The organism is Saccharopolyspora sp. MMCC62 (assembly GCF_057736575.1).
This window is the reverse complement of sequence record NZ_JBYKCM010000008.1, coordinates 307220-332251: the sequence shown is the minus strand read 5'-3', so window position 1 is coordinate 332251 and position 25032 is coordinate 307220. Positions and strand designations below refer to the sequence as shown.

At 72.3% G+C, this 25032-nt stretch carries 19 protein-coding genes; 6 read left to right on the top strand and 13 right to left on the bottom strand.

Annotation, left to right across the window (positions count from 1 at the left end; translation table 11 throughout):
- Positions 1-3: 3 nt before the first annotated feature.
- The 6 genes from AC29IT_RS20405 to AC29IT_RS20380 form a co-directional block, all read right to left on the bottom strand.
- A complete protein-coding gene (locus tag AC29IT_RS20405; protein WP_488219795.1) occupies positions 4-1686 on the bottom strand; it encodes a WXG100 family type VII secretion target in 1683 nt (560 codons plus the stop codon).
- A gap of 140 nt (positions 1687-1826) precedes the next feature.
- The gene (locus AC29IT_RS20400; protein WP_488219846.1) at positions 1827-2633 is read right to left on the bottom strand and encodes an endonuclease I family protein; all 807 of its coding nucleotides are present in this window, start codon (positions 2631-2633) and stop codon (positions 1827-1829) included.
- Between the two features lie 333 nt (positions 2634-2966).
- The gene (locus AC29IT_RS20395; protein WP_488219794.1) at positions 2967-3908 is read right to left on the bottom strand and encodes a lipid kinase; all 942 of its coding nucleotides are present in this window, start codon (positions 3906-3908) and stop codon (positions 2967-2969) included.
- A 54-nt stretch (positions 3909-3962) separates the two neighbouring features.
- Complete coding sequence (locus AC29IT_RS20390) at positions 3963-4697, bottom strand: VOC family protein (protein ID WP_488219793.1); 735 nt, start codon at positions 4695-4697, stop codon at positions 3963-3965.
- 7 nt (positions 4698-4704) lie between these two features.
- Positions 4705-5910 (bottom strand): GH25 family lysozyme, encoded by a 1206-nt coding sequence (locus AC29IT_RS20385; protein ID WP_358439704.1) that lies wholly within the window; start codon positions 5908-5910, stop codon positions 4705-4707.
- 232 nt (positions 5911-6142) lie between these two features.
- On the bottom strand, positions 6143-8464 hold the full coding sequence (locus AC29IT_RS20380) for an ATP-binding protein (RefSeq protein ID WP_488219792.1): 2322 nt from the start codon (positions 8462-8464) through the stop codon (positions 6143-6145).
- Positions 8465-8639: 175 nt separating this feature from the next.
- Here AC29IT_RS20380 and AC29IT_RS20375 point away from each other — a divergent pair, with 175 nt between their 5' ends.
- Positions 8640-11018: a Tex family protein gene (locus AC29IT_RS20375; RefSeq protein ID WP_488219791.1), complete on the top strand. Its 2379-nt coding sequence runs from the start codon at positions 8640-8642 to the stop codon at positions 11016-11018.
- A 487-nt stretch (positions 11019-11505) separates the two neighbouring features.
- Here AC29IT_RS20375 and AC29IT_RS20370 read toward each other — a convergent pair whose 3' ends face one another.
- From AC29IT_RS20370 to AC29IT_RS20355, 4 genes are all read right to left on the bottom strand, one after another.
- A complete protein-coding gene (locus tag AC29IT_RS20370; RefSeq protein WP_358439696.1) occupies positions 11506-12255 on the bottom strand; it encodes a MerR family transcriptional regulator in 750 nt (249 codons plus the stop codon).
- A gap of 111 nt (positions 12256-12366) precedes the next feature.
- Complete coding sequence (locus AC29IT_RS20365; protein WP_358439840.1) at positions 12367-13875, bottom strand: tripartite tricarboxylate transporter permease; 1509 nt, start codon at positions 13873-13875, stop codon at positions 12367-12369.
- A gap of 25 nt (positions 13876-13900) precedes the next feature.
- Positions 13901-14416, bottom strand: coding sequence for a tripartite tricarboxylate transporter TctB family protein (locus tag AC29IT_RS20360; protein WP_358439693.1), 516 nt, complete (start codon positions 14414-14416; stop codon positions 13901-13903).
- The gene (locus AC29IT_RS20355; RefSeq protein WP_488219790.1) at positions 14413-15399 is read right to left on the bottom strand and encodes a Bug family tripartite tricarboxylate transporter substrate binding protein; all 987 of its coding nucleotides are present in this window, start codon (positions 15397-15399) and stop codon (positions 14413-14415) included. Before AC29IT_RS20355 ends, AC29IT_RS20360 begins: the two co-directional genes overlap by 4 nt.
- 195 nt (positions 15400-15594) lie before the next feature.
- Between AC29IT_RS20355 and AC29IT_RS20350 the strand changes: the two genes are divergently transcribed.
- The 4 genes from AC29IT_RS20350 (at position 15595) to AC29IT_RS20335 (ending at position 19565) form a co-directional block, all read left to right on the top strand.
- Positions 15595-17166: a sensor histidine kinase gene (locus AC29IT_RS20350; protein WP_488219789.1), complete on the top strand. Its 1572-nt coding sequence runs from the start codon at positions 15595-15597 to the stop codon at positions 17164-17166.
- On the top strand, positions 17163-17843 hold the full coding sequence (locus AC29IT_RS20345; protein WP_358439686.1) for a response regulator: 681 nt from the start codon (positions 17163-17165) through the stop codon (positions 17841-17843). Before AC29IT_RS20350 ends, AC29IT_RS20345 begins: the two co-directional genes overlap by 4 nt.
- A 160-nt stretch (positions 17844-18003) precedes the next feature.
- Positions 18004-18654 carry a DUF6084 family protein gene (locus AC29IT_RS20340; RefSeq protein ID WP_358439684.1) on the top strand — a complete coding sequence of 217 codons (651 nt, stop codon included), beginning with the start codon at positions 18004-18006 and terminating at the stop codon, positions 18652-18654.
- Positions 18651-19565 (top strand): AIR synthase-related protein, encoded by a 915-nt coding sequence (locus AC29IT_RS20335; RefSeq protein ID WP_488219788.1) that lies wholly within the window; start codon positions 18651-18653, stop codon positions 19563-19565. The genes AC29IT_RS20340 and AC29IT_RS20335 overlap by 4 nt, the downstream gene beginning before the upstream one ends.
- Before the next feature lie 206 nt (positions 19566-19771).
- Here the strand turns inward: AC29IT_RS20335 and AC29IT_RS20330 are convergent, their stop codons facing one another.
- Positions 19772-20656 (bottom strand): LLM class F420-dependent oxidoreductase, encoded by an 885-nt coding sequence (locus AC29IT_RS20330; RefSeq protein WP_488219787.1) that lies wholly within the window; start codon positions 20654-20656, stop codon positions 19772-19774.
- 271 nt (positions 20657-20927) lie between these two features.
- Between AC29IT_RS20330 and AC29IT_RS20325 the strand changes: the two genes are divergently transcribed.
- Positions 20928-22052: an acyltransferase family protein gene (locus AC29IT_RS20325; RefSeq protein ID WP_358445723.1), complete on the top strand. Its 1125-nt coding sequence runs from the start codon at positions 20928-20930 to the stop codon at positions 22050-22052.
- Positions 22053-22475: 423 nt separating this feature from the next.
- Here the strand turns inward: AC29IT_RS20325 and AC29IT_RS20320 are convergent, their stop codons facing one another.
- Together AC29IT_RS20320 and AC29IT_RS20315 are read right to left on the bottom strand one after the other, a co-directional pair.
- Positions 22476-23861 carry a S28 family serine protease gene (locus AC29IT_RS20320; RefSeq protein ID WP_358445721.1) on the bottom strand — a complete coding sequence of 462 codons (1386 nt, stop codon included), beginning with the start codon at positions 23859-23861 and terminating at the stop codon, positions 22476-22478.
- A gap of 188 nt (positions 23862-24049) precedes the next feature.
- Positions 24050-25012 (bottom strand): coiled-coil domain-containing protein, encoded by a 963-nt coding sequence (locus tag AC29IT_RS20315; protein ID WP_358445718.1) that lies wholly within the window; start codon positions 25010-25012, stop codon positions 24050-24052.
- Between the last annotated feature and the right edge of the window lie 20 nt (positions 25013-25032).

Genomic DNA, 25032 nt, shown 5'->3' with positions numbered 1-25032 from the left:
TTCTCAGATCGTGAACCCGCGCTCGGTGGCGTCAGCTCGGTCCTCGTCACTCGACGGGTTCTGGGCCTTGTCATAACCGTATTTGACACCCTGCTCAACGCCTTCTTGCGCGACGGCCTGGGTGCCTTCGTGAATCAGCGCGTCCTGCCAGCGATGTTCACCACTGATTCCCACTGCACCCAGCCCTGCCTGCGCGAGGTTAGCGGCAAGAGCGCGCTCACCAGTGGCTTTGTCCAGTTCCGGCTTCAAATCACCGCTCATCGTCCGCAGATTGCCATTTCGATCAGTCTGGGCGACGATGGTCCCTTCATCATCACGCTTCACGTCGCGCGCGAAGCGATTGCCGGTGCTCGATGCAATGTTGTTCCTAGCGTTCTCGGCATCGCTCAGCGCCTTGTTCAACGCTCGTTCCGCCCCAGGACGTCCCTCTTCAACTGCACGCCGAGCGCTAGCAACCGCATCCTCGGCTTCTCGCAGCGGTTTCGTGTCGCCGCGGGTGAGAATCTTCGCGACGGGATTACCGTCGATCTGCCGAGCCAGCCACTGCTCGCGCTTGCCGCCTTCCCGCAGGTCGTTCATCTTCTCGACGACCTTGCGGAGGGGGCCGCTGCGGAGTTTCTGGAGGAGTTCTTCCAGCTTCGTGATCAGGGGCTTGAGCTTGTGGAGGAGTTCGGCGGCCTTGGTGCCGAGGCGGGTGCCGGTGATGGCGACCTGGGAGGCGGTGAGTCCGGAGGCGGCGGCGACGGAGGCGCCCGCGGTGATCCAGGACGCGGCCAGCGCCGCGATCCACTCGATGATGAGGCCCATCACGAGTTCCTGGAGGATGTCGACGATCATCTCGACGCACATGTCGAAGATGTCGGCGGCGAAGTTCAGGACCTGGGCGAGGCCGCGGACCTCTTCGGCGAACGCGGCGGCGCCGCCGGAGAACTCCTCCATCTGCTTGCGGAACGCGTCCCCGGCCTGGCCTTCCCACACGGGTCGGGTGGCGGCGGCGCGCTGCTGCTCCTGCTCACCGAGGCCGTCGACCCAGTCGGCGACCTGCTCCCAGCCCTTGCCGGTGCTGCGCATCTGGTCCGGGTCGCCGACCAGCGGTTCGATGCCCCACTCGACCAGCGGGCTGATCACCAGGGAGATGAGGAAGCCGAGTCCGTTGTCCACGAACGCCTGGCCGGGGCTGAGCGCCATGTCCAGCTGTTCCATGCGGGCGTTGACGGTGGCGATGGCGACGTCCGGCGGGTTGTCGGCGCGGGCCAGGTCGTTGCTGGTGGACACCGCGGACGAGCCGTACTCGGCGGTCCGCCCCATGTAGCTGCGGCCGGGCCCGCCCGCGCCGTTGACCTCGCCGAGCGAGGCGGGGCCGCCGCCGGAGACCCGCATCCCGCTGAGATCGATCTTGCTGAGGTCGTCGGCCTGGGTCTGGTCCATGTCCTGGTAGTCCTGGGCGCAGTCCTGCACGGCCTGCGAGATGTGGCTCATGAACCCGCCGGCCTGCGCGGCCAGGTCTCGGCACTCCTCCAGGGAGTCGAAGTAGTGGAACGCCAGCAGCTCGCCGATCGGGCCGAAGCAGTCGTCGCTGACCCGCGCCTGCTCCAGCACCGCGGACAGCTGGTCCAGGTGCTGCGACACGCCCTGGGAGCCTTGGCTGTGCGCCGACAGCGCCTCCGGTGCGACGTTCAAGGTCACGGTCGTCCCCCCAGGACTCGAAGCGGTGCGCCCACCACCGATCAGTGGTGGCGATACTACTGCGACGATCTCGAGCCCTGGTCCGTTCCCGCCGATCCGGTCGGCCGGAGGCGGAGCTCACCACCTCCGGCCGCGCGGGATCAGCCCCAGATGTCGGCCGCCCACTCCGGGTGGTCGACGAACGGGTTCCGGTTGTGCTGGAACTGGTCGAAAATGACCTCGTTGCGGTTCCTCTCGAAGTCGTCCGGCGGGTCCTGGGCGTTCCACTCCAGCAGCACCGACTGGCGGCCCATCGCGGGCGCGCTGCCGTTGTCCACCTGGTCGTTGAGCTCCAGGTCGGGGGCGCCGTCCTCGCCTTCGTAGCGCACCGCCATGTACATGATCATGCGGGCGACGTCGCCCTTGACCTCGTCGCGGGGCTCGAAGGAGTCGTCGTCGGTGAAGTTCCCCTCGGCCTCGTCGACCGGGCTGCCGCCCATGTCGAAGTCCTTGTTGCCGCGCGCCGAGTTGACCGACACGTCGGTGGGGCGCAGGTGGTGCACGTCGGTCCCCGGGCCGGGGGACGTGCCGAAGTCGCCGTGCGACTTCGCCCAGGTGTGCTCCCGGTTCCACTGGTCGGCGCCGCCGCCGTTGGTGTCCTTGCCCTGCGAGCGGCCGGAGTACAGCAGGATCACGTTGTCCGGGTTCGCCGGGTCCTGGTCGGTGACCTTCAGCGCGTCCCACACCTCGTCGTAGGTGAGCTGGTCGTTGGTGCTGATGATGTCGTTGAGCGCGGCCTTCAGCTCCGGGCCGGTCTTGCCCAGCGCCGGTTCGTAGTAGGAGTCGTCCGCGGCCACCGGGCGGTCGGCGCCGCCCAGGTCGATCGGCGCGGCGGAAGCGGGCAGCGGCAGCGCCACGGCCAGCGGCAGCACGCCTGCCAGCGCGAAGCGTTTCCAACGGGTCTGCAGCACGAGCGCGGTCCTCTCCCGGAAAGAGCGGCGCCGTCCGCGCACTGATGAATTCACGAGGGCGCCGCAGAACACGGTCGAGGCCGAATTCTGGCACGCGGATCAGCGCCGCCGGGTGCGGCGTTCGGCGCAATCACACGTCTGCCGAATGACCCAATCGCACCGAGAACGCCAGCTCAGACCAGGCTCGGACCAGCGGGAACGGGAAAACCGTTGAATTTCGCCGACCAGAATTCAGGAACGGTCTTCCGGTGCGTGAACCATTCGCATCGGAATTCCGCGAAATACGGAAACAGCGGCGTTCGGGTGATGCTCGAAAATGCGGGAGCGGTTTCAGCCGCCGTCGGTCCACGTCGGCGGAGCCACCACGTGCAGCGCGTTGCGGGCCACCGAGAACCGCTGCGGCGTGTTCGCCACCAGCTCGCCGTCCACGTTGATCGGCAGCTCCTCGTCGGTGTTCACCACGACCGAGCCGGTGCGCACGTGCGTCACCAGCGAGCTGTCCGTCGTGCTGCCGGTGCGCAGCTCGCGGGCCATCGACAGCAGCCGCAGCGGACTGCCGTTGCGCAGCACCGACACGTCCAGCATCGCGTCGTCGATGCCCGCGTCCGCCGCCGCCAGCTGGCCGCCGCCGAAGTAGCGGCCGTTGGCCACCGAGATCTGCAGCAGGCCGTCGAGCCGCATCGTCTCGTGGTCGCCGTCCGGGAACTCCAGGGTCGCCGCGAACGGCCGGTGCCTGCGCAGCGCCCGTGCCGTCGCCACCGGGTACGCCAGCGGACCCACCCTGCGCTTCAGCAGCGGCGACATGTGCTGGGCGACCGCGGCGCCGAGTCCCGCCGAGGCCCGGTTGACGTAGAAGTTCCCGCCGCAGCGCCCCAGGTCCACGTCCACCACGTGGCCGCGCGCGATGGTGCGGCAGGCGCCGTCCAGGTCAGCCGGGATGTGCATGGTGCGGGCGAAGTCGTTGGCGGTGCCCAGCGGCAGCAGGCCCATCGGCACCTCGCGGTGCGCCAGCACGTCCACCACCGAGCTGACCGTGCCGTCACCACCACCGAGCACGATCAGGTCGTGCCCGTCCTCGACGGCGCCCTCCACGACCTCCACCAGCCGGGAGGCGTCCCGCAGGGGGTGCACCGCGTGCAGCGGCACGTCCAGCGCGCGCAGCAGGTCCTCGGCGTGCGAGCAGGCGCGTGCTCCGGACCGCGATTGCGCGTTGACGATCAGGGCAGCCTTGGTGATGTGGCCGTCGTAGCGGATGGTTCCTCCTCCGGTCACTCGAAGGCTACCGGCGGGGTGCCCGCGCCCGGTCGTCGCCGCTGGTGAGGACGCTCACGCCGGTTGGATCAGCTCCACGGTGGTCCCGTCCTGGTCCCGCACGTACGCGAAGCGCGTCCCGGCGCGCGGCCCCTCGGCCATCGTCTGCGGCGAGCCCGCGGGCTCCCAGCCCGACTCGGCCGCCGCCGCGAGCAGCGCGTCGATGTCGTCCACCTGCAAGGCGAGGTGCTGCGCGCCCACGTCGCACGGGCGCGAGCGCACGCGGGCGCGGTCCGCGGGGGCGTTGTACTGCAGCAGCTCGATGCGGTGGCCGGAGACGACGACCACCGCCAGGTCGATGTCCGCGCCCGGCACGCCGGTGACCTGGGCGGCGAACTCGCCGGTGAGGTGCCCGCGGCGGGCCGGCTCGAAGCCGGCCGCATCGGAACTCCAGCGAGCGGTCCAGGTCGGCGGCGGTGATGCCGGTGTGGTCGGCGGCGGTGACGCGGAAGGACATGGCCCCGTCCTGCGACGGCCCGGCCGCCCGCGAGGCGCGGGGGCCGGGCCGTCGAGCGGGTGCGGCGGGTTTCCCCGGCCCGGACGTGCGGCGGCCCCCGCCCGCGGGGGATGCGGGCGGGGGCCGGGTCGGGGTCCGGAGCCTCGGGGCGGCGCCGGGTTCTTCGGAAGGCCGTTCCCTCTCCAGGTGGCCTGGTCCCGGGTGGCCGTGCGGCGGAGTTCTCGGGGTGGCCGCGCGGCCGGGGTCTTCAGGTGGGGGACTGCGGTGCGGGCCGCTCGGAGTGCGGCCCGCACCGTGGGATCAGCCCGCCAGCTTCTTCAGGTCGCCGACGCTGCCCTGGAAGTGGTTCTGGTCGACCGAACCGTTCACGCCGGAGACGCTGCCGTCCTCGGTGTACTGCCAGAAGTTCCAGTCCTTGAAGCCCTGGGGCACGGTCGGCTCGTCGACGCCGTAGGAGGCCAGCCACAGCGGGTGGTCCGAGTAGCTGTCGGTGCCGCCCATGCACTCGTTCCAGAACGACGGGTTGGCGTAGATGATCGGGTCACTGCCGGTCGCGGACTTCACCTTGTCCGTGAAGGTGTCGGTCCACTTGTGCATCTCCGGGACGGACAGGCCGTAGCAGCCACCACCGGACGGGTCGACCTCCAGGTCCAGCACCGGAGGCAGGCTCTTGCCGTCCTTCTGGTAGTCGGCGACCTGCAGCAGCTTGTCGGCCTGCGCCTCGGCGGACTCGTCGGGGCGGGCGAAGTGGTACGGCGCGGCCAGCAGGCCGGCGTCCTTCGCACCGTGGTACTGCTCGGCGTACTTCGGGCTGGTGAAGTCGGTGCCGTCGGTGGCGAGCACGAACGTGAAGTTCTGCCCGGACGCGGCGACCTTCTTCCAGTCCACCGAACCGTTGTGGTTCGAGACGTCGATGCCCTTGGCGGGCGGACCGGGCACCGGGCCCGAGTCCTCGGAGTCGGAGTCGTCGTCGGGGGTCTCGTCGAACAGGCCGGCGGAGTTCTGCCCGCCCTGCTGGGACGCCGCGGGGATGTCGTCCACGTGCGCGGCGGTGCGGACGTCGTCGTGCGAACCGGTGCTCACGCTGAGCACCGCGACGCCCACCACGCCCAGCGCGGCCAGTCCGGCACCGGCCTTCATGGCCCGCAGCCGCGGCTGCGAGGTGCGGTGCTGCCCGCCGTGGTCCTGCTCGCGGAACTTGGCGGCGGCGCGGTCGGCCCACGGGCCGACGGTCTCCTCGACGCGGCGACCGGCGGTGGAGTTCCGCGCCTTGCTCAGCAGCGGCAGCACCGCCAGCCACAGCCGGCGCAGCAGCGGCAGGATCTTCTGCCAGACCTGGTGGGCGTAGGGCCGCACCCGGTCCACACCGGAACGCACCGCGCGGTCGGCGCCCAATGCCGTGTCCCGCCATGCGTTGCTGTTCGCCGAAGCGGGCTGCGTCGTCTCGGGGGTCTGGTTCTCGGGGGTCGGGGTCTCGGGGTTCTCGTGTCGATCGGGGGGTGTCACGTGGACCCACACTCCGGAACGGAGCGTGTACGTGCATCGCGGTTTCTACGTAGGGAGGTACCTGGTTCCGGTTCTCCAGGCCACCGCGACCCCTCCGATCCGTCACCCGCGGTGCACATTCCCGGGGTAGCCGGAGAGGTGGCTCACTTCCGGGGGAACCGGCGGGCCGGGGGCGCGATGCCGTCCGGGGCCGCGGGTTCGCGCGGGGCGCCGTCACCCTAACGGACGACGGCTAGGACGAACGGCGCCGGACCCAGGCCGCGAGCTCGTCCCGGTCGGCGAAGCCGAGCCGCTCCAGCACCTGCTCGGCCTCCACCTCCCCGGCGAGGGGTTCCACGCCGAGCCGCTCGGCGATCTCCGCCGCGGGCGTCCCGGCCGCGAGCAGCACCGCCGTCTCCACCTCCCGCGGGGACAGCGCGCCCGCGTTCGCCCCGGACGGCACCGACTCCGGCCGGGACCCGCTCTCGCCGAGCGCGTAGGCGACCATCTCCGACAGCTCCCACTCCGCACCCTCGCGGCTGGCGGCCCGGAACTCCTCCTCGCCGAGGACCTGCCAGGACCAGGCCATCGCCACCGCGTCGTAGTCGTCGAAGTACACCGAGTCGCCCATCTCGCCGCCGTTGGCCTTGCGCAGCGCCTTCGAGGCGCCCATCAGCCGCGCCGCCCGCCGCGGCTGGCCCGCGGCGGCGGCGCACCAGGACAGCACCTCCAGGTAGACGCCGAGCCCGGCCAGGTCGTGGGCCAGCTGCTGCAACCGGATCGCCTGCTGGATCAGCAGCGACGCCTCCCGCGGGTCGCCGCCGCGCCACCGGTGCAGGGACACCACCCACAGCACGTAGCTCTTCGTCCACGGCGCCCCGAACGTCTCGCACAGCCGCAGGCACTCGGCCGCCGACTCGGCCCCGCGCGGGTCGTGCCGGTAGAACCCGAGGCAGGCCAGCAGGATCATCGCGTTGGTGTAGCCGAACAGGTTCCCGGTGGCGGTGTGGCCGATCGCGGAGCGCTCCAGGTACCAGGCCGCCTCGTCCAGCCGCCCGCGGAGCATCACCGCCATGCCGCGGGTCCCGTCCACCCTGGCCTGCAGCCCGCGGTCCCCGATCCGCTCGGCGAGCCGGACCGCCTCGGTCAGCGCCGCCTCCGCCGCGTCGAGGTCGGTCAGGTTCAACGCCAGGAACGCCGCCGTGGACAGGCAGTCGGCGCGTTCGGCCACCGGCTCCGGCACCGCCGCCACCGAGCTCCACAGCCACTCGTAGCCCTCCCGCAACGCGTTGCCGGAGAACCAGAACGACCACAGCTTCGCCGCGGTCGCCGCCGCCACCCGCGCCCGGTCCGGGTCGGCGAGGTCGTGCTCCAGGACCAGCCGCAGGTTCGGGTGCAGGTGGATCATGTGGTGGATCCACTCCAGCTGCCGCGGCCCGAACACCTCGTTGCTGTAGCGGTCGGCGAGGTCGTGCAGGTAGGCGGCGTGCCGGGCGCGGACGACGGCCTCCTCCCCGTCGGCGTGCAGCCGGGCCAGGCCGAACTCCCGGATGCTGTCGAACATGCGGTAGTAGTCGGTGCGCGCCATCTCGTCGTGCTCGCGCACCACCACCGATTTCGACACCAGCACGTCCAGCGACTCGTCGACGTCCGCGGCGGTGAGCCGCTCGTCGCCGCACACCTCGCGGACGGCGGCCGCGTCCCACTCGCCGACGAAGCAGGACAGCCGCGCCCACAGCAGCTGCTCGCGCGGAGTGCACAGCCCGAAGCTCCAGCCGATGGACTCCTCCAGCGCCTCGTCCCTGGACGGCTGGTCCCCGCTGGTGAGCAGCGCGAACCGGTCGTCGAGGCGGTCCAGCACCTCCGCGGGCGTGGAGTCGCCGAGCTGGGCGGCGGCGAGCTCGATGGCCAGCGGCATCCCGTCCAGCCTGCGGCAGATCCGCACCACCGCGTCCCGGTTGCCCTCGTCGAGGCCGAACCCGGGCACGACGGCGGCGGCCCGGTCGATGAACAGGCTGACGGCGTCGGCGAACACGTCGCCGTAGGCGCGGTCGGGCGCATCGTCCTCGGCGGGCAGCGACAGCGGCGCCACCGGCAGCACCAGCTCCCCCGCCACGCCCAGCGCCTGCCTGCTGGTGGCCAGCACGTGCACGTCCTCGTGCTCGGTGAGCAGCCTGCGCGCCAGCCGGGCCGCCGCGCCGAGCACGTGGTCGCAGTCGTCGAGGATGATCAGCACCCGCTCGCCGTGGAGCCGGGACACCAGGTCCTCGGCGGGGTTGCCCGGGCCGGGCCTGCCGCCGAGCGCGGCGGAGACGGTCTGCGGCAGCAGCGCCGGATCCTGCACGTCGGAGAGCGCGACCAGCACCACCCCGTCCGGGTAGGCGCGGCGCAGCTTGCGCGCGAGGCGCAGCGCCAGCCTGCTCTTGCCGACCCCGGCCGGGCCGGTGAGCGTGAGCAGCCGGCCCGAGTACATCTGCCTGCGAGCTTCGGCGAGTTCCCGGCGCCTGCCGATGAAGCTCGTCGTCTCGGGAGGCAGCCGTCCCCGCGAGCCGCGCGTGACGTCCGCAGCGTCCACGTGCCCACCTCCCGCAACCGAGCGTAGGCCCCCGCGCGCCACCGCACCGGGTGCGGAACCGCAGGCCACGGGCCGTGCCGACACGCCGAAGCGCGCACCGGGCGAGCTTGATCGGGACGTCGGGCAGAATGCACGGACGGTTCTGGGCGGAGATCAGGAGAGGTGTCGGGACATCGTGACGACGGCTGTGCATCAGAGGATCGCCGAGGAGATCGGCGTGCGGGAGCGGCAGGTCGAGGCCGCCGTCAGCCTGCTCGACGGCGGCGCCACGGTGCCGTTCGTCGCGCGGTACCGCAAGGAGGCCACCGACGGGCTCGACGACGCGCAGCTGCGCACCCTGGAAGAACGGCTGCGCTACCTGCGCGAGCTGGAGGAGCGGCGCAGCACGGTGCTGGAGTCGATCCGCTCGCAGGGCAAGCTCGACGCCGAGCTGGAGGCCCGCATCAACGCGGCCGACTCCAAGGCCCGCTTGGAGGACATCTACCTGCCGTACAAGCCGAAGCGGCGCACCAAGGGCCAGATCGCGCGGGAGGCCGGGCTCGAACCGCTCGCCGACCTGCTGCTGTCGGACCCCGGGCAGGACCCGCGGGAACGCGCCGCCGAGTACGTCGACGCCGACAAGGGCGTGGCCGACGCGGGCGCGGCGCTGGAGGGCGCCCGGGCGATCCTCGTGGAGCGCTTCTCCGAGGACGCCGACCTGGTGGGCGAGCTGCGCGAGCGCATGTGGTCCAGCGGCCGGGTGACCTCGCGGGTCCGCGAGGGCAAGGCGGACGAGGGCGCGAAGTTCGCCGACTACTTCGAGTTCGACGAGCCGTTCGAGCAGCTGCCCTCGCACCGCATCCTGGCGCTGTTCCGCGGGGAGAAGGAGGAGGTCCTCGACCTCGGCCTCGAACCCGACGACGGCAGCGAGCAGGAGGGCCCGACCCCGTACGAGCGGGAGATCGCGCGGCGCTTCGAGATCGCCGACCGGGGCAGGCCCGCGGACCGCTGGCTCGGCGAGGTGGTCCGCTGGGCGTGGCGCACCCGCATCCTCACCCACCTGGGCATCGACCTGCGGCTGCGGCTGCGGCAGGCCGCCGAGGACGAGGCGGTGCGGGTGTTCGCGGCGAACCTGCGGGACCTGCTGCTGGCCGCCCCGGCGGGCACCCGCGCCACGATGGGCCTGGACCCGGGCTTCCGCACCGGGGTGAAGGTCGCCGTGGTCGACGGCACCGGCAAGCTGGTGGCCACCGACACCATCTACCCGCACCAGCCGCAGCAGCGCTGGGACCAGGCGCTGGCCTCGTTGGAGAAGCTGGCCCGCGCGCACGGCGTGGACCTGATCGCCATCGGCAACGGCACCGCGTCCCGCGAGACGGACCGGCTCGCCGCCGACCTGATCAAGCGGCAGCCGGACCTGGGCCTGACGAAGATCTCGGTGTCCGAGGCGGGCGCCTCGGTGTACTCGGCCTCCGCCTACGCGTCCCGGGAGCTGCCGGAGCTGGACGTCTCGCTGCGCGGCGCGGTGTCCATCGCGCGCCGGTTGCAGGACCCGCTTGCCGAGCTCGTGAAGATCGACCCGAAGTCGATCGGCGTCGGCCAGTACCAGCACGACATCACCGAGACGAAGCTGTCCCGCTCGCTGGACGCGGTGGTGGAGGACTGCGTGAACGCGGTGGGCGTGGACGTCAACACCGCCTCGGTGCCGCTGCTGACCCGGGTGTCCGGCATCGGTGAGGGCCTCGCCGAGAACATCGTGGCGCACCGGGACGGCAACGGGCCGTTCCGCTCCCGCAAGGGGCTCAAGGACGTGGCGCGGCTGGGGCCGAAGGCGTTCGAGCAGTGCGCGGGCTTCCTGCGCATCCCGGATGGCGACGACCCGCTCGACTCCTCCAGCGTGCACCCCGAGTCCTACCCGGTGGTGCGGCGCATCCTGGAGGCGACCGGGGCGGAGCTGGGCGCGGTGATCGGCAACGAGCGGGTGCTGCGCGGCATCAAGCCCACCGACTTCGTCGACGACTCGGTGGGGCTGCCGACCGTCACCGACATCCTCTCCGAGCTGGAGAAGCCGGGCCGCGACCCGCGTCCCACATTCCAGACGGCGACCTTCGCCGACGGCGTGGAGAAGATCGGCGACCTGCAACCGGGGATGCGGCTGGAGGGCGTCGTGACGAACGTGGCCGCGTTCGGCGCGTTCGTGGACGTCGGGGTGCACCAGGACGGCCTGGTGCACGTGTCGGCGATGTCGAAGAACTTCGTCAACGACCCGCACGACGTGGTGAAGTCCGGCGACGTGGTGAAGGTGAAGGTCCTCGACGTGGACGTCCCGCGGAAGCGGATCTCGCTGACGCTGCGGCTGGACGACGAGGTCGGCGCCGAGCGCGGCCAGGGCTCCGGCGGCCAGGGCTCCGGCGAGCGCCGCGGCGGTCGTCCCGGTGGCGGTGGCGGCAAGAACGGCGGCAACGGCCGCGGCGGCGGTGGCGGTAAGGGCGGCGGCCAGCGCAAGCGCGACTCGGCCCCGGCCGGCGGCGCCATGGCGGACGCGCTGCGCCGCGCAGGCTTCAACAACCGCTGAGCGGACCGCCCCTCCGCGCCAGGTGCGGGTCGGAGCCGGTGGCGGGACTTCACTGCTGAACCGGCCCGACGGGTCTTGTCGGTTTCCCGTCAGCGGCGAAGCCGCTGAGCCGACGACCACGCCGCCGGCCCGCACCGCCGCGGGTTCTCAGCGGCTTCCTCGCGAGGACGGCGATGTCGCCGTGTGCCGGACGCACAGCGGACATCGATCCCGCAGCGAGGAAGCCGCTGAGGTTCCGCCACCCGAGCACTACGCGGCAGCAACAGCGAGACAGGCAGTCAGCGGGTCCCCCCGCGGCGGGATCGTGCTCACCGGTGGCGGAGAGCCACCGGTGAGCACCGCGGCCTCGCGGGGGAACCGCTGAGCAGCCGCGATGGTGCCGGTCGATCGGGCGGCTCCGCCACCGGCAGGACGACGGCACGGCCGGCCGCGCGGGTGCACCGGTGCGCGAGGCCGTGCTGCCCCGCAGCGCACGACGCCCCGAGGATCACCCCGCTTCGCCGGGGTTCTCCTGGTCCCTGAGCAGGGCGACCAGCCGGTCGCCGAGGATGTCGGGGATGACGCGTTCCGCGGAGCGCGCGGCGGCGGCGTTCAGCGCGGACATCGCCAGCGGCCGCAGCCGCCGCACCACCTCGGTGTAGCGCGCCACCTCGGCGTCGTCCCAGGCCGTGTCGGCCGGTTCGAGGACGTGCGTGCGCACCAGCGACACCAGCGACTCGGACACGTGGTCCACGTCGGCCTGCAGCTGCTCGGCGAGTTCGAGCACCTCGGCGAGCGGCACCCCGAGCCGCACGAGTTCGCTGCCCGCGTCGAGCAGCTGCGGGCTGGGGGCGACGAATCGGGCGCCCCACCGCTCCAGCAGGTTCAGCTCGATGGCGCGGCGGATGTTCTGCTGGTTGAGCTGGCCGCGGAACATCTCGCGCAGCTGCGACAACGAGTAGACCCGCGGCGACTGCTCCGCCCAGGACTCCCCCATGACCTCTTCGAGGCCGAGCACCTCGGCGAGGCTGCGTCCCGATTCCCACGCCGACAGCATTTCGCGGATCTGCGCGAACGCGTAGCCGCGCCCCAGCATGTTGATGATCATCCGGAGGCGCACCAGGTGCGCGTCGGAGTAGATCGCCAGCCGCCCTTCGCGGCGCGGCGCGGGCAGCAGCTCCCGGTCCTGGTAGACCCGCACGTTGCGCACCGTCGTTCCCGCGGCGCGGGCCAGGTCGTCGATCCGGTATTCGGCCACCCGCCGGAGTGTAGTTCGTCCGGTGATCATTCGGGGGCGGGTGACGGAGGTCCGCGCGGCCGGGGGTGCGGCGCGGACCTCCGTCCGGGAGCGGAGGTCGTTCGGGGGGCGTCAGACCTCCGCTCGCTCCTCCTCCCGCTCGCCGTCCTGCTCAGCCGCTCGGCGGCGGGGCAGGAGGCGGGCGAGCAGCGGCCACACCAGGATCAGCACGACCACGGTGTAGACCGCGATGGAGAACGGGGTGTTGATCAGACCGGTGACCTGACCGTCACTGATCTGCAACGCGCGCCGCATCTGCTGCTCGGCCGTCGGCCCCAGGATCACCGCGATGATCGCGGGCAGCACCGGCAACCCGTAGCGGCGCATCGCGAACCCGATGAGCCCGATGATGAACAGCACCAGCAGGTCCAGCGAGGACCCGCCGACGGCGTACGCGCCGATGCTGGCGAAGAACAGGATGCCCGCGTACAGGTAGGGCCGCGGGATCTGCAGCAGCTTCGCCCACACCGGTGCCAGCGGCAGGTTCAGCACCAGCAGCAGCACCGAGCCGATGAACATGCTCGCGATCAGCGCCCACACCAGGTCCGATTCGCGCTGGAACAGCAGCGGACCCGGCTGGATGCCGTACTGCTGGAACGCGGCGAGCATGACCGCGGCGACGGCCGTGGTGGGCAGGCCGAGGGTGAGCATCGAGACCATGGTCCCGGCGGCGGAGGCGCTGGCGGTGGCCTCCGGACCGGCGACGCCCTCGATGGCGCCCTTGCCGAACTCGTGCCTGTTGCGGGACAACCGCTTCTCGGTGACGTAGGACAGGAAGGTGGGGATCTCGGCGCCGCCGGCGGGGATCGCGCCGAACGGGAAGCCGATCAGCGGCCCGCGCAGCCACGGCTTCCAGGAGCGCCGCAGGTCCTCCTTGCCGAGCCACGGCCGCCCCACCGGGATCGGTTTGCCGGAGGTGTGGCGCAGGTGCGCGGCCACCCACAGCGACTCGCCGATGGCGAACAGCCCGACGGCGACGATGACCACGTCGATGCCGTCGGCCAGCGACAGCAGCCCGAAGGTGAGCCGCTGCTGCCCGGTCATCTCGTCCAGCCCGATCAGCCCGATGGTGAGCCCGATCAGCAGCGAGGCGAACCCGCGGATGCGGGAGTTGCCGAGCACCGAGGTGACCGCGATGAACGCGAGCACCATCACCGCCAGGTAGTCCGGCGCCCCGATGTTCACCGCCGCCGAGGCGACCGTGGGCGCGAGCAGGGTGAGCAGCGTGATGCCGATGAGCGCGCCGATGAAGTGCCCGATGGCGGCGGCGGCCAGCGCCTGCGATCCGCGGCCCTTGCGGGCCATCGGGTTGCCTTCCATCGCGGCGACGACGGCGGCGCTCTCCCCCGGCGTGTTCAGCAGGATGGAGGTGGTGGAGCCGCCGAACATGCCGCCGAAGTAGATGCCGGCGAACATGATGAACGCTCCGGTCGGTTCCAGCGCGTAGGTGACGGGCAGCAGCAGCGCCACCGCCATCGCCGGCCCGATGCCGGGCAGCACGCCGATCGCGGTGCCCAGCAGCACGCCGAGCGCGGCCCACACCAGGTTCATCGGGGTCAGCGCGGTCGCGAACCCCTGCATCAGCAGGTCGAACGAGGATTCCACTTCACAGCACCCCCATCAGCGGTCCGCCCGGCAGGGGCACCCCGAGCAGCTGGTCGAACACGACGTAGGTGGCGACGGAGAGCACCGCGGAGATCAGCGGGTCGCGCACCGGGTTCCGGCTGCCCAGCGCGTACGCCGAGCCCCAGAACAGGATCATCCCGGACAACGGGAATCCGATGATGTTGATCAGCACGGCGTTGGCGAGGAACGCGGCGGTCAGCAGCAGCACGGTCCGCCAGTCGCTGGGCGCGTCCAGGTCGACGTCCTCGCCCGTCTCCGCCGAGCCGCGCCCGCCGCGGAGCACGTCGCGGGCCAGCAGCGCGGCCACGACGAGCAGCAGCCCGCCGACGAGGAACGGCACCGTCTTCGGGCCGATCGGGCCGCGCTGGGTGAAGTCGGTGGCGATGGTGGCGGCGTCGACGAGCACGACGACGCCGAGCGCGGCCAGCAGCACGCAGATGCCGAGTTCGGAGTGGTCCTTGAGCCACTGCCTGCGGGAGGTTCCGGTGGTGTTCATGCCAGCCCCAACTCCTCCAGCACCGAGACGACGCGGTCGTTCTCCTGCTCCAGGAACCCGCCGAACTCCGGGCCCGGCTGGAACGCGGGCGTCCACCCGTTGCGGCGCATCGCCTCCTGCCACTCCGGGGAGTCGTTGAGCCTGGTGAACAGGCCGACGAGCTTCGCGCGGTCCACTTCGGACAGATCGGGCGGCGCGACGATGCCGCGCCAGTTGGTGAACAGCACGTCCAGCCCGGCTTCGCGCAGCGTCGGCGCGTCCACCCCGGGCAGCCGGTCCGGGCCGGTCACCGCGAGCACCCGCAGCTCCCCGGCCTCGATCTGGTCCCGGTACTCGCCGATGCCGGAGACGCCGAAGTCGACCTTGCCGCCGAGCACCGAGGCCAGCAGCTCACCGCCACCGTCGAACGGCACGTAGTTGACCTGCTTCGGGCTGAGCCCGATGGCCTTGGCGATGAGCATCGGCGCCAGGTGGTCGGGGCCCCCGGGCGAGGAACCGCCGCCGACGGGCGTCTGCCCGGGATCGCGCTTCCAGTCCGAAACGAGCTGGTCGAACGTGCGGTACGGCGAATCCTTCGCGACGACGACCACTTCGGGTTCTTCGACGAGCTTCGCGACCGGCGTGGTGTCCTGCAGGGACACCGGCGAGTGGTTGGTGTAGACGCTGCCGACGACGCCGAGGCCCATGGACATGGCGAGCTTGCCGTTGCCCCGCTCGCCGACGACGCGGCCGAGACCGACGGTGCCACCCGCGCCGGGCAGGTTGAACACCTCGACGTTGCCGTTGAGATTCGCGTCCTCCATCGCCTTCACGGCGGTGCGGGCGGTGATGTCGTAGCCGCCGCCCGGCGAGTTCGGCACCAGCATTCGCAGGCCGCGGATCTGCTGCTCGGTCTCGTCGCCGGAGCCGGTGCTCACCAGCGGTGGCACCAGCAGCACGAGCAGCAGGGAAGCGACCACGGACAGCGCGCTGCGCAGGCGCACGGCGATCCCGCCTCTCCGTTGTGGTGGGAAGTGACCCGGATCATGCTGCACGGCGGGGTGCGCGCTGTCGTCCTTGCGAACCTAACGGTGGTTGTGTTCGTTGTGTCACCGATTCGAAGCCACCCTTCCACCCGCCCGCGCAGGTCAGCGGGTTAGCGTCGGTCGGACCACGCGACGCGGCGAGGGAGGTGGGGCATGCGCGGGCCGCTTTCGCGCCAGCTGCTCGGCTGGCAGCTGGCGATCATCCTGGTGCTGCTGGCCTCGGTCGCGGTGTTCTCGGTGTCGCAGTCCAACGCCGCGTTCCGCACCACCGAGGGCAGGCGGATGCTGTCGGTCGCCGAAGACCTCGCCGCGACCGGCGGGGTGCGGCTGAGCCTGCAGGACCCGGTGAACCGGGACGCGCTGCCGATCTTCGCGGAGAGCGCGCGCAGCCTCTCCGGCGCCGACCAGGTGATCATCGCCGATGGCCGGGGCGTGGTGCTGACCTCGCCCGATCCCGGTCAGCGCGGGCAGCCGCTGCCGATGGGCGGGAGCACCGCGCTGCGCGGCCGCGCCTGGGTCGGGGACGTGCGCGGCGCCGACGGCGTCGAATCGCTGGTGGCGCACGTGCCGGTGATCGGCGACGACGCCCGGATCATCGGCGTCGTCGCGGCCGGGCGCGAAACCCCCGATTTCTTCGCGGGCATCCGCCGCGCCCCCGGTGATCCGCTGGTGCTGCTGGCGTTCGCGACGTTCCTGGCCGTGGCCGGGTCGATCCTGCTGGCGCGGCGGGTGAAGCACCAGACGCTCGGCCTGGAACCGCAGGAGATCACGCGGCTGGTGGAGCACCGGGAGGCGATGCTGCACGGCATCCGCGAAGGCGTGCTCGGCGTGGACCAGCAGGACCGGATCACGCTGGTGAACGATCAGGCCCGGGAACTGCTGTCGCTGCCCGCGGACTGCGTCGGCAGCCGCATCGACGCGCTGGACCTCAACGACCGGGCGCGGGACGTGCTCACCGGCCGCACGTCCGGCGTCGACCAGATCGTGCTGCGCCGCGGACGCGTGGTGGTGCTGAACCGGATGCCGATCTCCACCGTCGGCGCGGTGATCACCATGCGGGACCGGACGGAACTGGTGGACCTGCGGGAAGAACTGGCCGCGCACCGCACCACCACCGACACGCTGCGCGCGCAGGCCCACGAGTTCAGCAACCGGCTGCACACCATCTCCGGGCTGCTCGAACTCGGCGAGCACGACGAGCTCGCGCGGTTCGTGGACCGGATCAGCCACCGCCGCGGCCAGTGGCAGGCGGAGGTGTCCTCCCGCATCGCCGACCCGGCGACCGCGGCGCTGCTGATCGCGAAGGCCAGCCTCGCCGCCGAACGCGGGGTGGGCCTGCGGCTGAGCGAGGGCAGCGCGCTCGGCGAGCTCGACGAACAGCTGTCCGCGGACGTGACCACGGTGCTGGGGAACCTGGTGGACAACGCGCTGGACGCCGTCGACGGCGCCTCCGGCGACGACCGGATCGAGGTGGACCTGCGGCACGCGGGCGACGTGGTGACGCTGGTGGTGCGGGACTCCGGTCCCGGCGTGGCGCCGGAGATCGTCGAGGAGGTCTTCCGGCACGGCTTCAGCACGAAGGCCGCCCGGGACGGGGACCGCGGGCTCGGCCTGGCGCTGACCCGGCGGATCTGCCGCCGCCGCGGCGGCTCGGTGCAGGTCCGCAACGAGCACGGCGCCGTGTTCACCGCGCGGCTGCCGCTGGACGCGGAGGTGACCGGGTGATCACGGTGCTGGTCGTCGACGACGACTTCATGGTCGCGAAGATCCACAGCGGCTACGTGGAGCGGGTGCCCGGCTTCGGCGTGGTCGGCGTCGCGCACTCCGGCGCGGAGGCGCTGCGCGAAGTGGAGCGGCTGCGGCCCGACCTGGTGCTGCTCGACATCTACCTGCCCGACGTGGACGGGCTGAGCGTGCTGCGCTCGATGCGCACCGGGGCGCGGCCGTCCACCGAACCGGACGTGCTGGTGATCAGCGCCGCGCACGACCTGGACACCGTCCGCGGTGCGGTGCGCGGCGGAGCGCTGCACTACCTGATCAAACCGTTCAGCTCCGACGCGCTGCGCGAGCAGCTGGAGCACTTCCGGGCGCTGCACGACCGGATCAGCGAACTGCCCGGGGACGCCCCGGCGGCGCAGCAGGACGTGGACCGGCTCTTCGGCGTCCCGCCGCGGCCCGCGACGACGCCGAAGGGGCTGGCGAGCGAGACGGCGGGCGTCGTGGAACGGGTGCTGCGCGAAGCGGCGGACGACCTGTCGGCGACCGAGTGCGCCGCGCTGGCCGAGCTGTCCCGGGTGTCGGCGCGCAAGTACCTGGAGCACTTCGTGGACACCGGCCGCGCCGAGGTGCGGCTGCGCTACGGCGGCACCGGCCGCCCGGAACGCCGCTACCGCTGGCGATGATCAGGCCGGGCCACCCGGCGAACCCGCGGCGCGGTCGTCCTCGTCCGGGTTCGCCCGGTGGCGGGGCCTGCGTTGCAGGGGTGCGTCCGGCGGTCGACACTGCGGCGTGGCCGAGGCGCTGGGAGGTTTCCGGGATGACGCTCACCGAAGCGGGCGCGGCATGACCGCGGCCCCCGAAGACCTGCCCGAGGCCGCCACCGGGCCCGCGCCGGAACCGGTGTTCACCGTGCTCGGCGCCGAACCGATCCGCTCCGGCGCGGGGCCCGCGCTGCGGTTCCTGCTGGGCGTGGAGGCACCGCCGGAGGTCCGGGTCCGCTCGATCAGCCTGGTCGCGGCGCTGCGGATCGTCCCGGCCCGGCGCCGCTACGACACCGCGGAGGCGATCCGGCTGACCGAGGTCTTCGGCGCACCCGAGCGGTGGTCGACGACGATGCGCGCGTTGCCGTGGAGTCGGACGAGCACCGTCGTCGGCCCGTTCCGCGGGAACACCGGTGCCGCGCTGCCGGTGGCGTGCGACGCGGACGCGGTGGCCGCCCAGTACTTCCACGCGGTGCGGGACGGGGAGGTGCCGCTGGAATTCCGGTTCGGCGGCACGCTGTTCTACCTCGGCGCGGGCGGGGCGCTGCACGCGGCGCGGCTGTCCCGGGCCGGGGTGGCCGGGTTCGCGCTGCCCGCCGCGCTGTGGCACGCCGCGGTCGCCGGGCCGCCGCGGCGCAGGCTCCCCCGGCCCCGCCTCCACGAGCACCGGGCGCGGCCGCAGCGGGCGGCGACGCTGGACGAGCTGCTCGGGCGGCCGGAGCCGCCGCGGTGACGGGCTGCGGCGAACGCGTCCTGGTCCGGGGCGGACCGGTGCGGTCGGCCGCGACCGCCGAAGCGGTGTTGCGGGCGGAGTTCCGCGGTGCGCCGCCCACCCCGCCGCCCGGCGGCCTGGTGCTGGTGACCGATTCGTTCGCCTGCTCGCCGCTGTTCTTCCCCGGCGGGACGATCGGTGATCTCGCGGTCTCCGGCACGGTGAACGCGCTCGCGGTCTCCGGCGCGGTGCCGCACCACCTGTCGGTGCGGTTCACCGTCGAAGCCGGTTTCCCGGCCGGTGACCTGCGGCGGGTGGCGCGGTCGATGGTGACGGCGGCCGAGGCGGCGGGCGTGCCGGTGGCGGTCGACGGGGTGTCGGTCGTCCGGCGCGGCCGGGTGCGCGGCTGCGCGATCGACACGACCGGGGTGGGCGCGCGCGGCGGAGCGCACCGGCTGGGTGCCGCCCGCGCCCGGCCGGGAGATGCGGTGCTGGTGAGCGGGCCGGTCGGGGAGCACGGCCTCGCGGTCGCGCTCGGCGCGGACGTCGTCTCGGACGTCGCGCCGCTGACCGGGCTGGCCTCGGCCGTGCTGGCGGTGCCCGGAGTCCGGGCGCTGCGCGAGGTGACCGGCGGCGGGGTGGCCGCGGCGCTGGACGAGATCGCCCGGGCCGCCTCGGTGCGGGTGCTGCTGGACCGCTCGGCGGTGCCGGTGACCCCGGAGGTGCGCCGGGCTGCCGACCACTTCGGCATCGACCCGCTGCACGCGGCCTGCGCGGGCCGCCTCCTCGCCGTCGTGGACCACGCCCACGCGACGACCGCCCGCACCGCCCTCCGCGCCCACCCCCGAGGCACCACCGCAAGCCCGATAGCCCACCTGGCCCCGCACACCACAACGAACAACCCCGAACCACCTGACCAGCAGACCAGTTGATCAGCAGATCAGTTGATCCCCTCAGCGGCGAAGCCGCTGACCAGCAACCACCAAAGACACCGGCACCGCCGCGGGTTCTCAGCGCTTTCCTCGCGAGGACAGCGTTTTCTCCTGTGGCGGAGCCACCGGTGAAAACGATCCCGCAGCGAGGAAAGCGCTGAGGTTCCGCCACCCGTTCCCCGAGCAGAACGAGAAGACCCAGCACTTCAGCCCAGCAGGGCTGGAGCCAGTTCGCGCCACTGCTCCCGGGGGACCGCGCTCCGCCGGTCCTGCGGCGAGCTGCCGGTGAGCACCTGCACGGCCACGTGGTCGGCCCCCGCGTCGTGGTGGGCGGCGACCCGTTCGGCGATGGCGTCGAGGTCGCCCCAGGCGACGAGGGCGTCGATGAGGCGGTCGCTGCCGCCGTCGGCGAAGTCCTCGTCGGTGTAGCCGAGGCGGCGGAGGTTGTTGAGGTAGTTGGGCAGCTCCAGGTAGGGGCCGGCGCCGGCGCGGCCGATCTCGCGGGCCTTGTCCGGGTCGGTTTCGAGCACGACCTTCTGCTCGGGAGCGAGCAGCGGCCCGTCGCCGAGGACTTCGCGGGCCCAGGCGGTGTGCTCGGGGGTGGTCAGGTAGGGATGCGCCCCGGCGGACCGCTCGCCGGCGAGCTGCAGCGCCTTGGGGCCGAGCGCGGCGAGCACCCGGGCCTGCACGGGCAGCGGTTCGGGCGCGGCGTCGAGCTCGTCGACGAAGGAGCGCAGCTTGCTGAACGGCTTGGTGTAGCTCTGCCCGGCCCGTTCGACGAGGGGCGCGTGGCTGGTGCCGAGCCCGACGAGCGCCCGGCCGGGAGCGACGCGGTCCACGCGCTGGTAAGCGGCGCCGATGTCGGCGGCCTCGTGCGTCCAGATGTTGATGATGCCGGTGGCGACGACGAGCTTCTTGGTCTGCTCCAGCAGGCCCTGCACGACGCGCAGGTCGCCCGGTGCCATGCCGAGCCACAGCGCTCCGTACCCGAGCGCGTCGAGTTCGGCGACGGCCTCCCGGTGCTCCGCGGTGTCGAGGTCCCAGGCGGGGGCCAGCATCCACACGCCCACGCGTCCTACGGCGACGGCCATCGTTCTCCCTCTCAAGGCTCGGTGTTCCTCGTGCGTCCCAACCACCTGCCGCGTCGACTTGTTCCTCGCCGGGTGGCGGGCTCGTCGCCCCTTGCTCACCGTCCGCCACTGCCGCCCCGTTCGAGTGAGTTCGGTGGAGCGCTGCCGGGCCCGCAGCTCGATCACCTCGAAGATCGGCTTCTGCGCGAGATGTCGCTGATCACTCCAACGGATGGCGGTTGTCCTGCGGTTGGGTCACAACGGGCAAAACCGCGATTGGTAACGTGGCGCCGTGCCTGAAGGAACCACTGCGCCCGCACGAGCTCACTCGGGCACGCGGAGCAAGCGCAAGATCAGCTGGGACGTCGTGCGGGCCGGCTGCGTCGGGTTGGTCATGCTGTACCACGCGACCTTCCTGAGCGTGTTCCTCCATCCCGAGCTGATCCCGCGCAAGATCGTCTTCCCGTACCAGGTGGGGGCCAGCCTGCTGCTGGTCATCTCCGCGTACTTCGCGTGCGTGACGATCGGGCGCGGGACGCTGCCGCGGTACTGGTGGGGCCGGATCGCGCGGTTGCTGCCGCCGTTCCTGGCCGCCGTCGTGCTGATCTACCTGGTGCTGCAGCTGCTGCCGATCGAGGGCTGGTTCGCGCCGACCGGGGAGGACCTGGCGGCGAACCTGCTGATGCTGTGGAACTGGCACCCGTCGGAGTACTTCTACATCGACGGCTCGCACTGGACGGTCCCGCTGCAGCTCATGGGCTTCAGCGCCGCGGCGGTGCTGTACTCGACGCGGTACGGGCACGGCCGCCGCTTGATCGGGGTGCTGTGGGCCGCGGTGCTCATCCCCGCCGCGCAGTGGCCGCTGCGGGTGTCCCAGCCGCCGGAGTGGTACCGGATGGTGGTGGACGGCATCGGCATGCACCGCTGGCACCTGTTCGTGGTGGGCGTGGCGATCTGGATGTGGTCGACCAAGCGCATCCGCACCCCGCACTTCGCGGTGCTGCTGGCGGCCTGCATGCTCGGCCAGGCGCTGCACAACTACGCCGAGACGCCGGAGGGCCTGGTCGCGGACTGGGGTTCGACGGTGGCGGTGTGCGTGGGCATGGTGGCGGTGGCGCTGACCGCGCGCGGGCCGGACTGGAACCGCGTGATCCCGAAGTGGGCGTGGCGACCGATCCAGTGGTTCGCGGGCATCTCCTACGGCGTGTTCCTGATGCACCAGACGCTGGGGTACGTGGTGGCGCGGCTGCTGCAGGACCTCGGGGTGGGGCCGACGTTGCAGACGTTGGCGTTCCTGGTGAACGGCGTGCTGCTGGGGTGGGCGTTGACGAAGCTGGTGGAGCGCCCGACGCACAAGTGGCTGATGGCGGCCTACGACCGCTTCGCCTCCCGCCGCGCCACCCCCGAAGCCGCCTGACCCACCAGCCCGCGCACCCCACCGAACCACCCAGGTGAGTGGCCCACCCGCCCGACCACACTGGCTCAACGGGCCACCCACCTCGTGATGACGCACCCCGTCAGCACAGGTGAGTGGCCCATTCGACCGACCACACTGGGCCAACGGGCCACCCACCTCGTGATGACGCACCCCGTCAGCACAGGTGAGTGGCCCATTCGACCAACCACACTGGGCCAACGGGCCACCCACCTCGTGATGACGCACCCCGTCGGGACAGGTGAGTGGCCCATTCGGCCAACCACACTGGGCCAACGGGCCACTCACCTCGTGATGACGCGCCCGGTCGGGACAGGTGAGTGGCCCATTCGGCCAGCGAGGGTGGGCCGGTGGGGCACTCACCTGGTGGGAGTGGGGGTGAGATCGGGAAGGGGTGGCGCCCGGTCAGGGCAGCATCGGTGGGGTCCGGGGGAGGTCGTCCGCCCGGTCGAGGGCGGTGCGGATTCGCGCGGGCGGCTGGTCGACGCCGGCCCAGCGGCGGACGGTGGCCTCCGCTTCGGCGCGCTGCTGCGGCGGCAGGGCCTCGATCTTCGAACCGTGGTTGCCACCGGGCACCAGGTACGCGTACGAGTCGCGGCTGCCGGGACCGAGCTGGAACGGTTCCGCGCTCCACGGATCGGCCGCGCCGTTGACGAACATCAGCTCGGAGCCCTGCGATGCGACCCAGGCGGCGACGTCGGCCATCGCGCCCGGCCGGAACCGCATGTCGATCTCGCGCGGGACGAAGTTGCGCGGCTCCCCCATCGACCGGTTGTGCAGCAGGTCGGCGAGCGGCTCGTCGGACACGTCGGGCCAGCCCAGCTGGGTGCCCGCCTGGTAGTAGTACGGCACGTACGGGTCCAGGCCCTGGTCGGTGTACGAGGAGAACTGCACCGTCTCGTCGAAGAAGCCCCACAGGTCGTCCAGGCTCGCGCCGGGACCGGGGATCGACGCGCAGTCCTGCACGCCGCGGTACTGCCAGAACGCGAACGGCGCGTCGACCACGACGGCGTCCAGCGCCCGGTCCGCGTCGCCGATGATCCGGTCGAAGGTCAGCCCCTCGGCGGCCGCGTAGGCGGTGAACCGGTCGCGCAGCTCGGTGCGCCGGGTCAGCGCGTCCCGCTGCACCGCGGTGAGCGCGTCGCGGCACTCGGCGTTGCCGACGGTGGCGAGGAACTCGTCGTAGCGGTCCTGGTCGTTGTCGACGTCGTTCGGCGCCACGTAGGCGATGGTCGCGTCCACGTCCTGCGGGTAGAACCGGCGGTGGTAGACGGCGGTCATGCCGCCCTTGCTGGCCCCGGTGGTCACCCAGCGGTCGTCGTAGAGGCCGCGGAGCGCGTCGATGACGCGGTGCTCGTCGGTGGCGGCCTGCCAGATGTTCAGGTCCGTCCAGTCCGGGTCGCCGGGCCGGGACGGGGTGAAGAAGCGGTGCTCGATGGCGACCTGGTTGCCGTCGAGCAGCCGGGTCGGTTCGGTGCGGGCCGCTTGGGCGGGCAGCTCGTAGCCGGTGGTGTAGGCGACGGTGGGCCGGTCCTCGCCGCGGTGCAGCAGCGTGAGCCGCTGCTGGAACTCCCCGGACGACGGGTCGCGGTGGTCGGCGGGCTGGGCGTAGGTGAGGTCGAACAGCCGGAACCCGGGTTCGGTGGGCCGTTCGCCGAGCACGGTCAGCCCGGGCACCGCTTCGAGCCGATCGCGCAGGTCGTCGGCGGCGGGTGGCGCCGCCGCGGCCGGTGTTCCCGCCAGCAGCACGCATCCCGCCGCGAGCACCGACAGCCAGCCTCGGATCCGCATCCGCGCCCCCTCACACCGCGCTGATCACCGTCGGCGACCAACCTAGTGCGGATCGGAGCGGGGCGGTAGACCCGCGCGCACGGGGGATCGCCTGCACCGAGCACTCGGCGCGGCCATCAACCCGGTAGCCCCGCGCGCACCGGGGGATCGGGTCGCGAGGACCCGACCCCGGCCGGTGGGCCGCCGGATCAGCCGCTGACGACGGCGGATTCCGCTTCGGCCTCGGCGGGCGCCGGCTTGGCGCGCTGGCGCGGGACCTCGACCTCCGGGTCCTGCTCCAGCAGGCCGCCGTGCACGACGCTCGCGGCGTAGGCATCGGAGTCCTCGGTCAGCGCGCCCGCTTCGACGTCGCTGAGGAAGGGTTCCGCGTCGGCCATGATCTGCTGCGCGGCCCGGACCCGTCCGGCCAGGTCCTGGCGCATCCGCAGCATCGCGTCGGAGTGCTCGTCGGCGCGGCGGATGCGGCGTTCGGCTTCGGCGGTGGCTTCCAGGACGCGGCGGCGGGCCTCGTCGCGGCTGCGCTGCTCGCGTTCGGCCTGCACGCGGTTGGCCTCGTCGCGGCGGGCCGCCATGGAGATCTCGAAGTCGTTCTCCACCTGGGTGCGGCGCGCTTCGGCGTCGTGGTCGAGCTTGCGCCGGTGCGCTTCGGCTTCGCGGGCCATCCGCTGGATGTCGCGGCGGGTCTCGGCGAGCGCCTCGTTGCGCTGCGTCTCGGACTGCCTGCGCCACTGGTCGGCTTCGGCGACGAGGTTCTCGTAGCGGGCGCGCAGCTCGGCGGCGGACTGCTCGGCGCGGGCCCACTCGTGCTCGGCGGCGGCCTGCGCGGAGGACACGACCTCGTCGGCCTCGTCGTGGGCCAGCCGCACCATGCGGCGCAGCCGGTCGGACAGGCCGGCTTCGTCGACCGGCTGCTTGCAGACCTCGTCGAACTGGGCGCGCAGCGCCTCGATCTCGGATCGCGCCTGTTCCAGCTGCTGCGACAGGTCGTCGACCTGGCTGAGCGCGGCGTCCCGGTCCTCGGTGAGCATGCGCACCTCGGCATCGGTCTGCTGGATGTAGAAGCGCACCTGGGAGCGGCGGTAGCCGTACCAGACGGTGTCGAAATCGGACTTCAGCGGCACCAGTTCACGATCTTCGTTGTGGTAGCCCACGGTCTCACCCCACTGAGAAT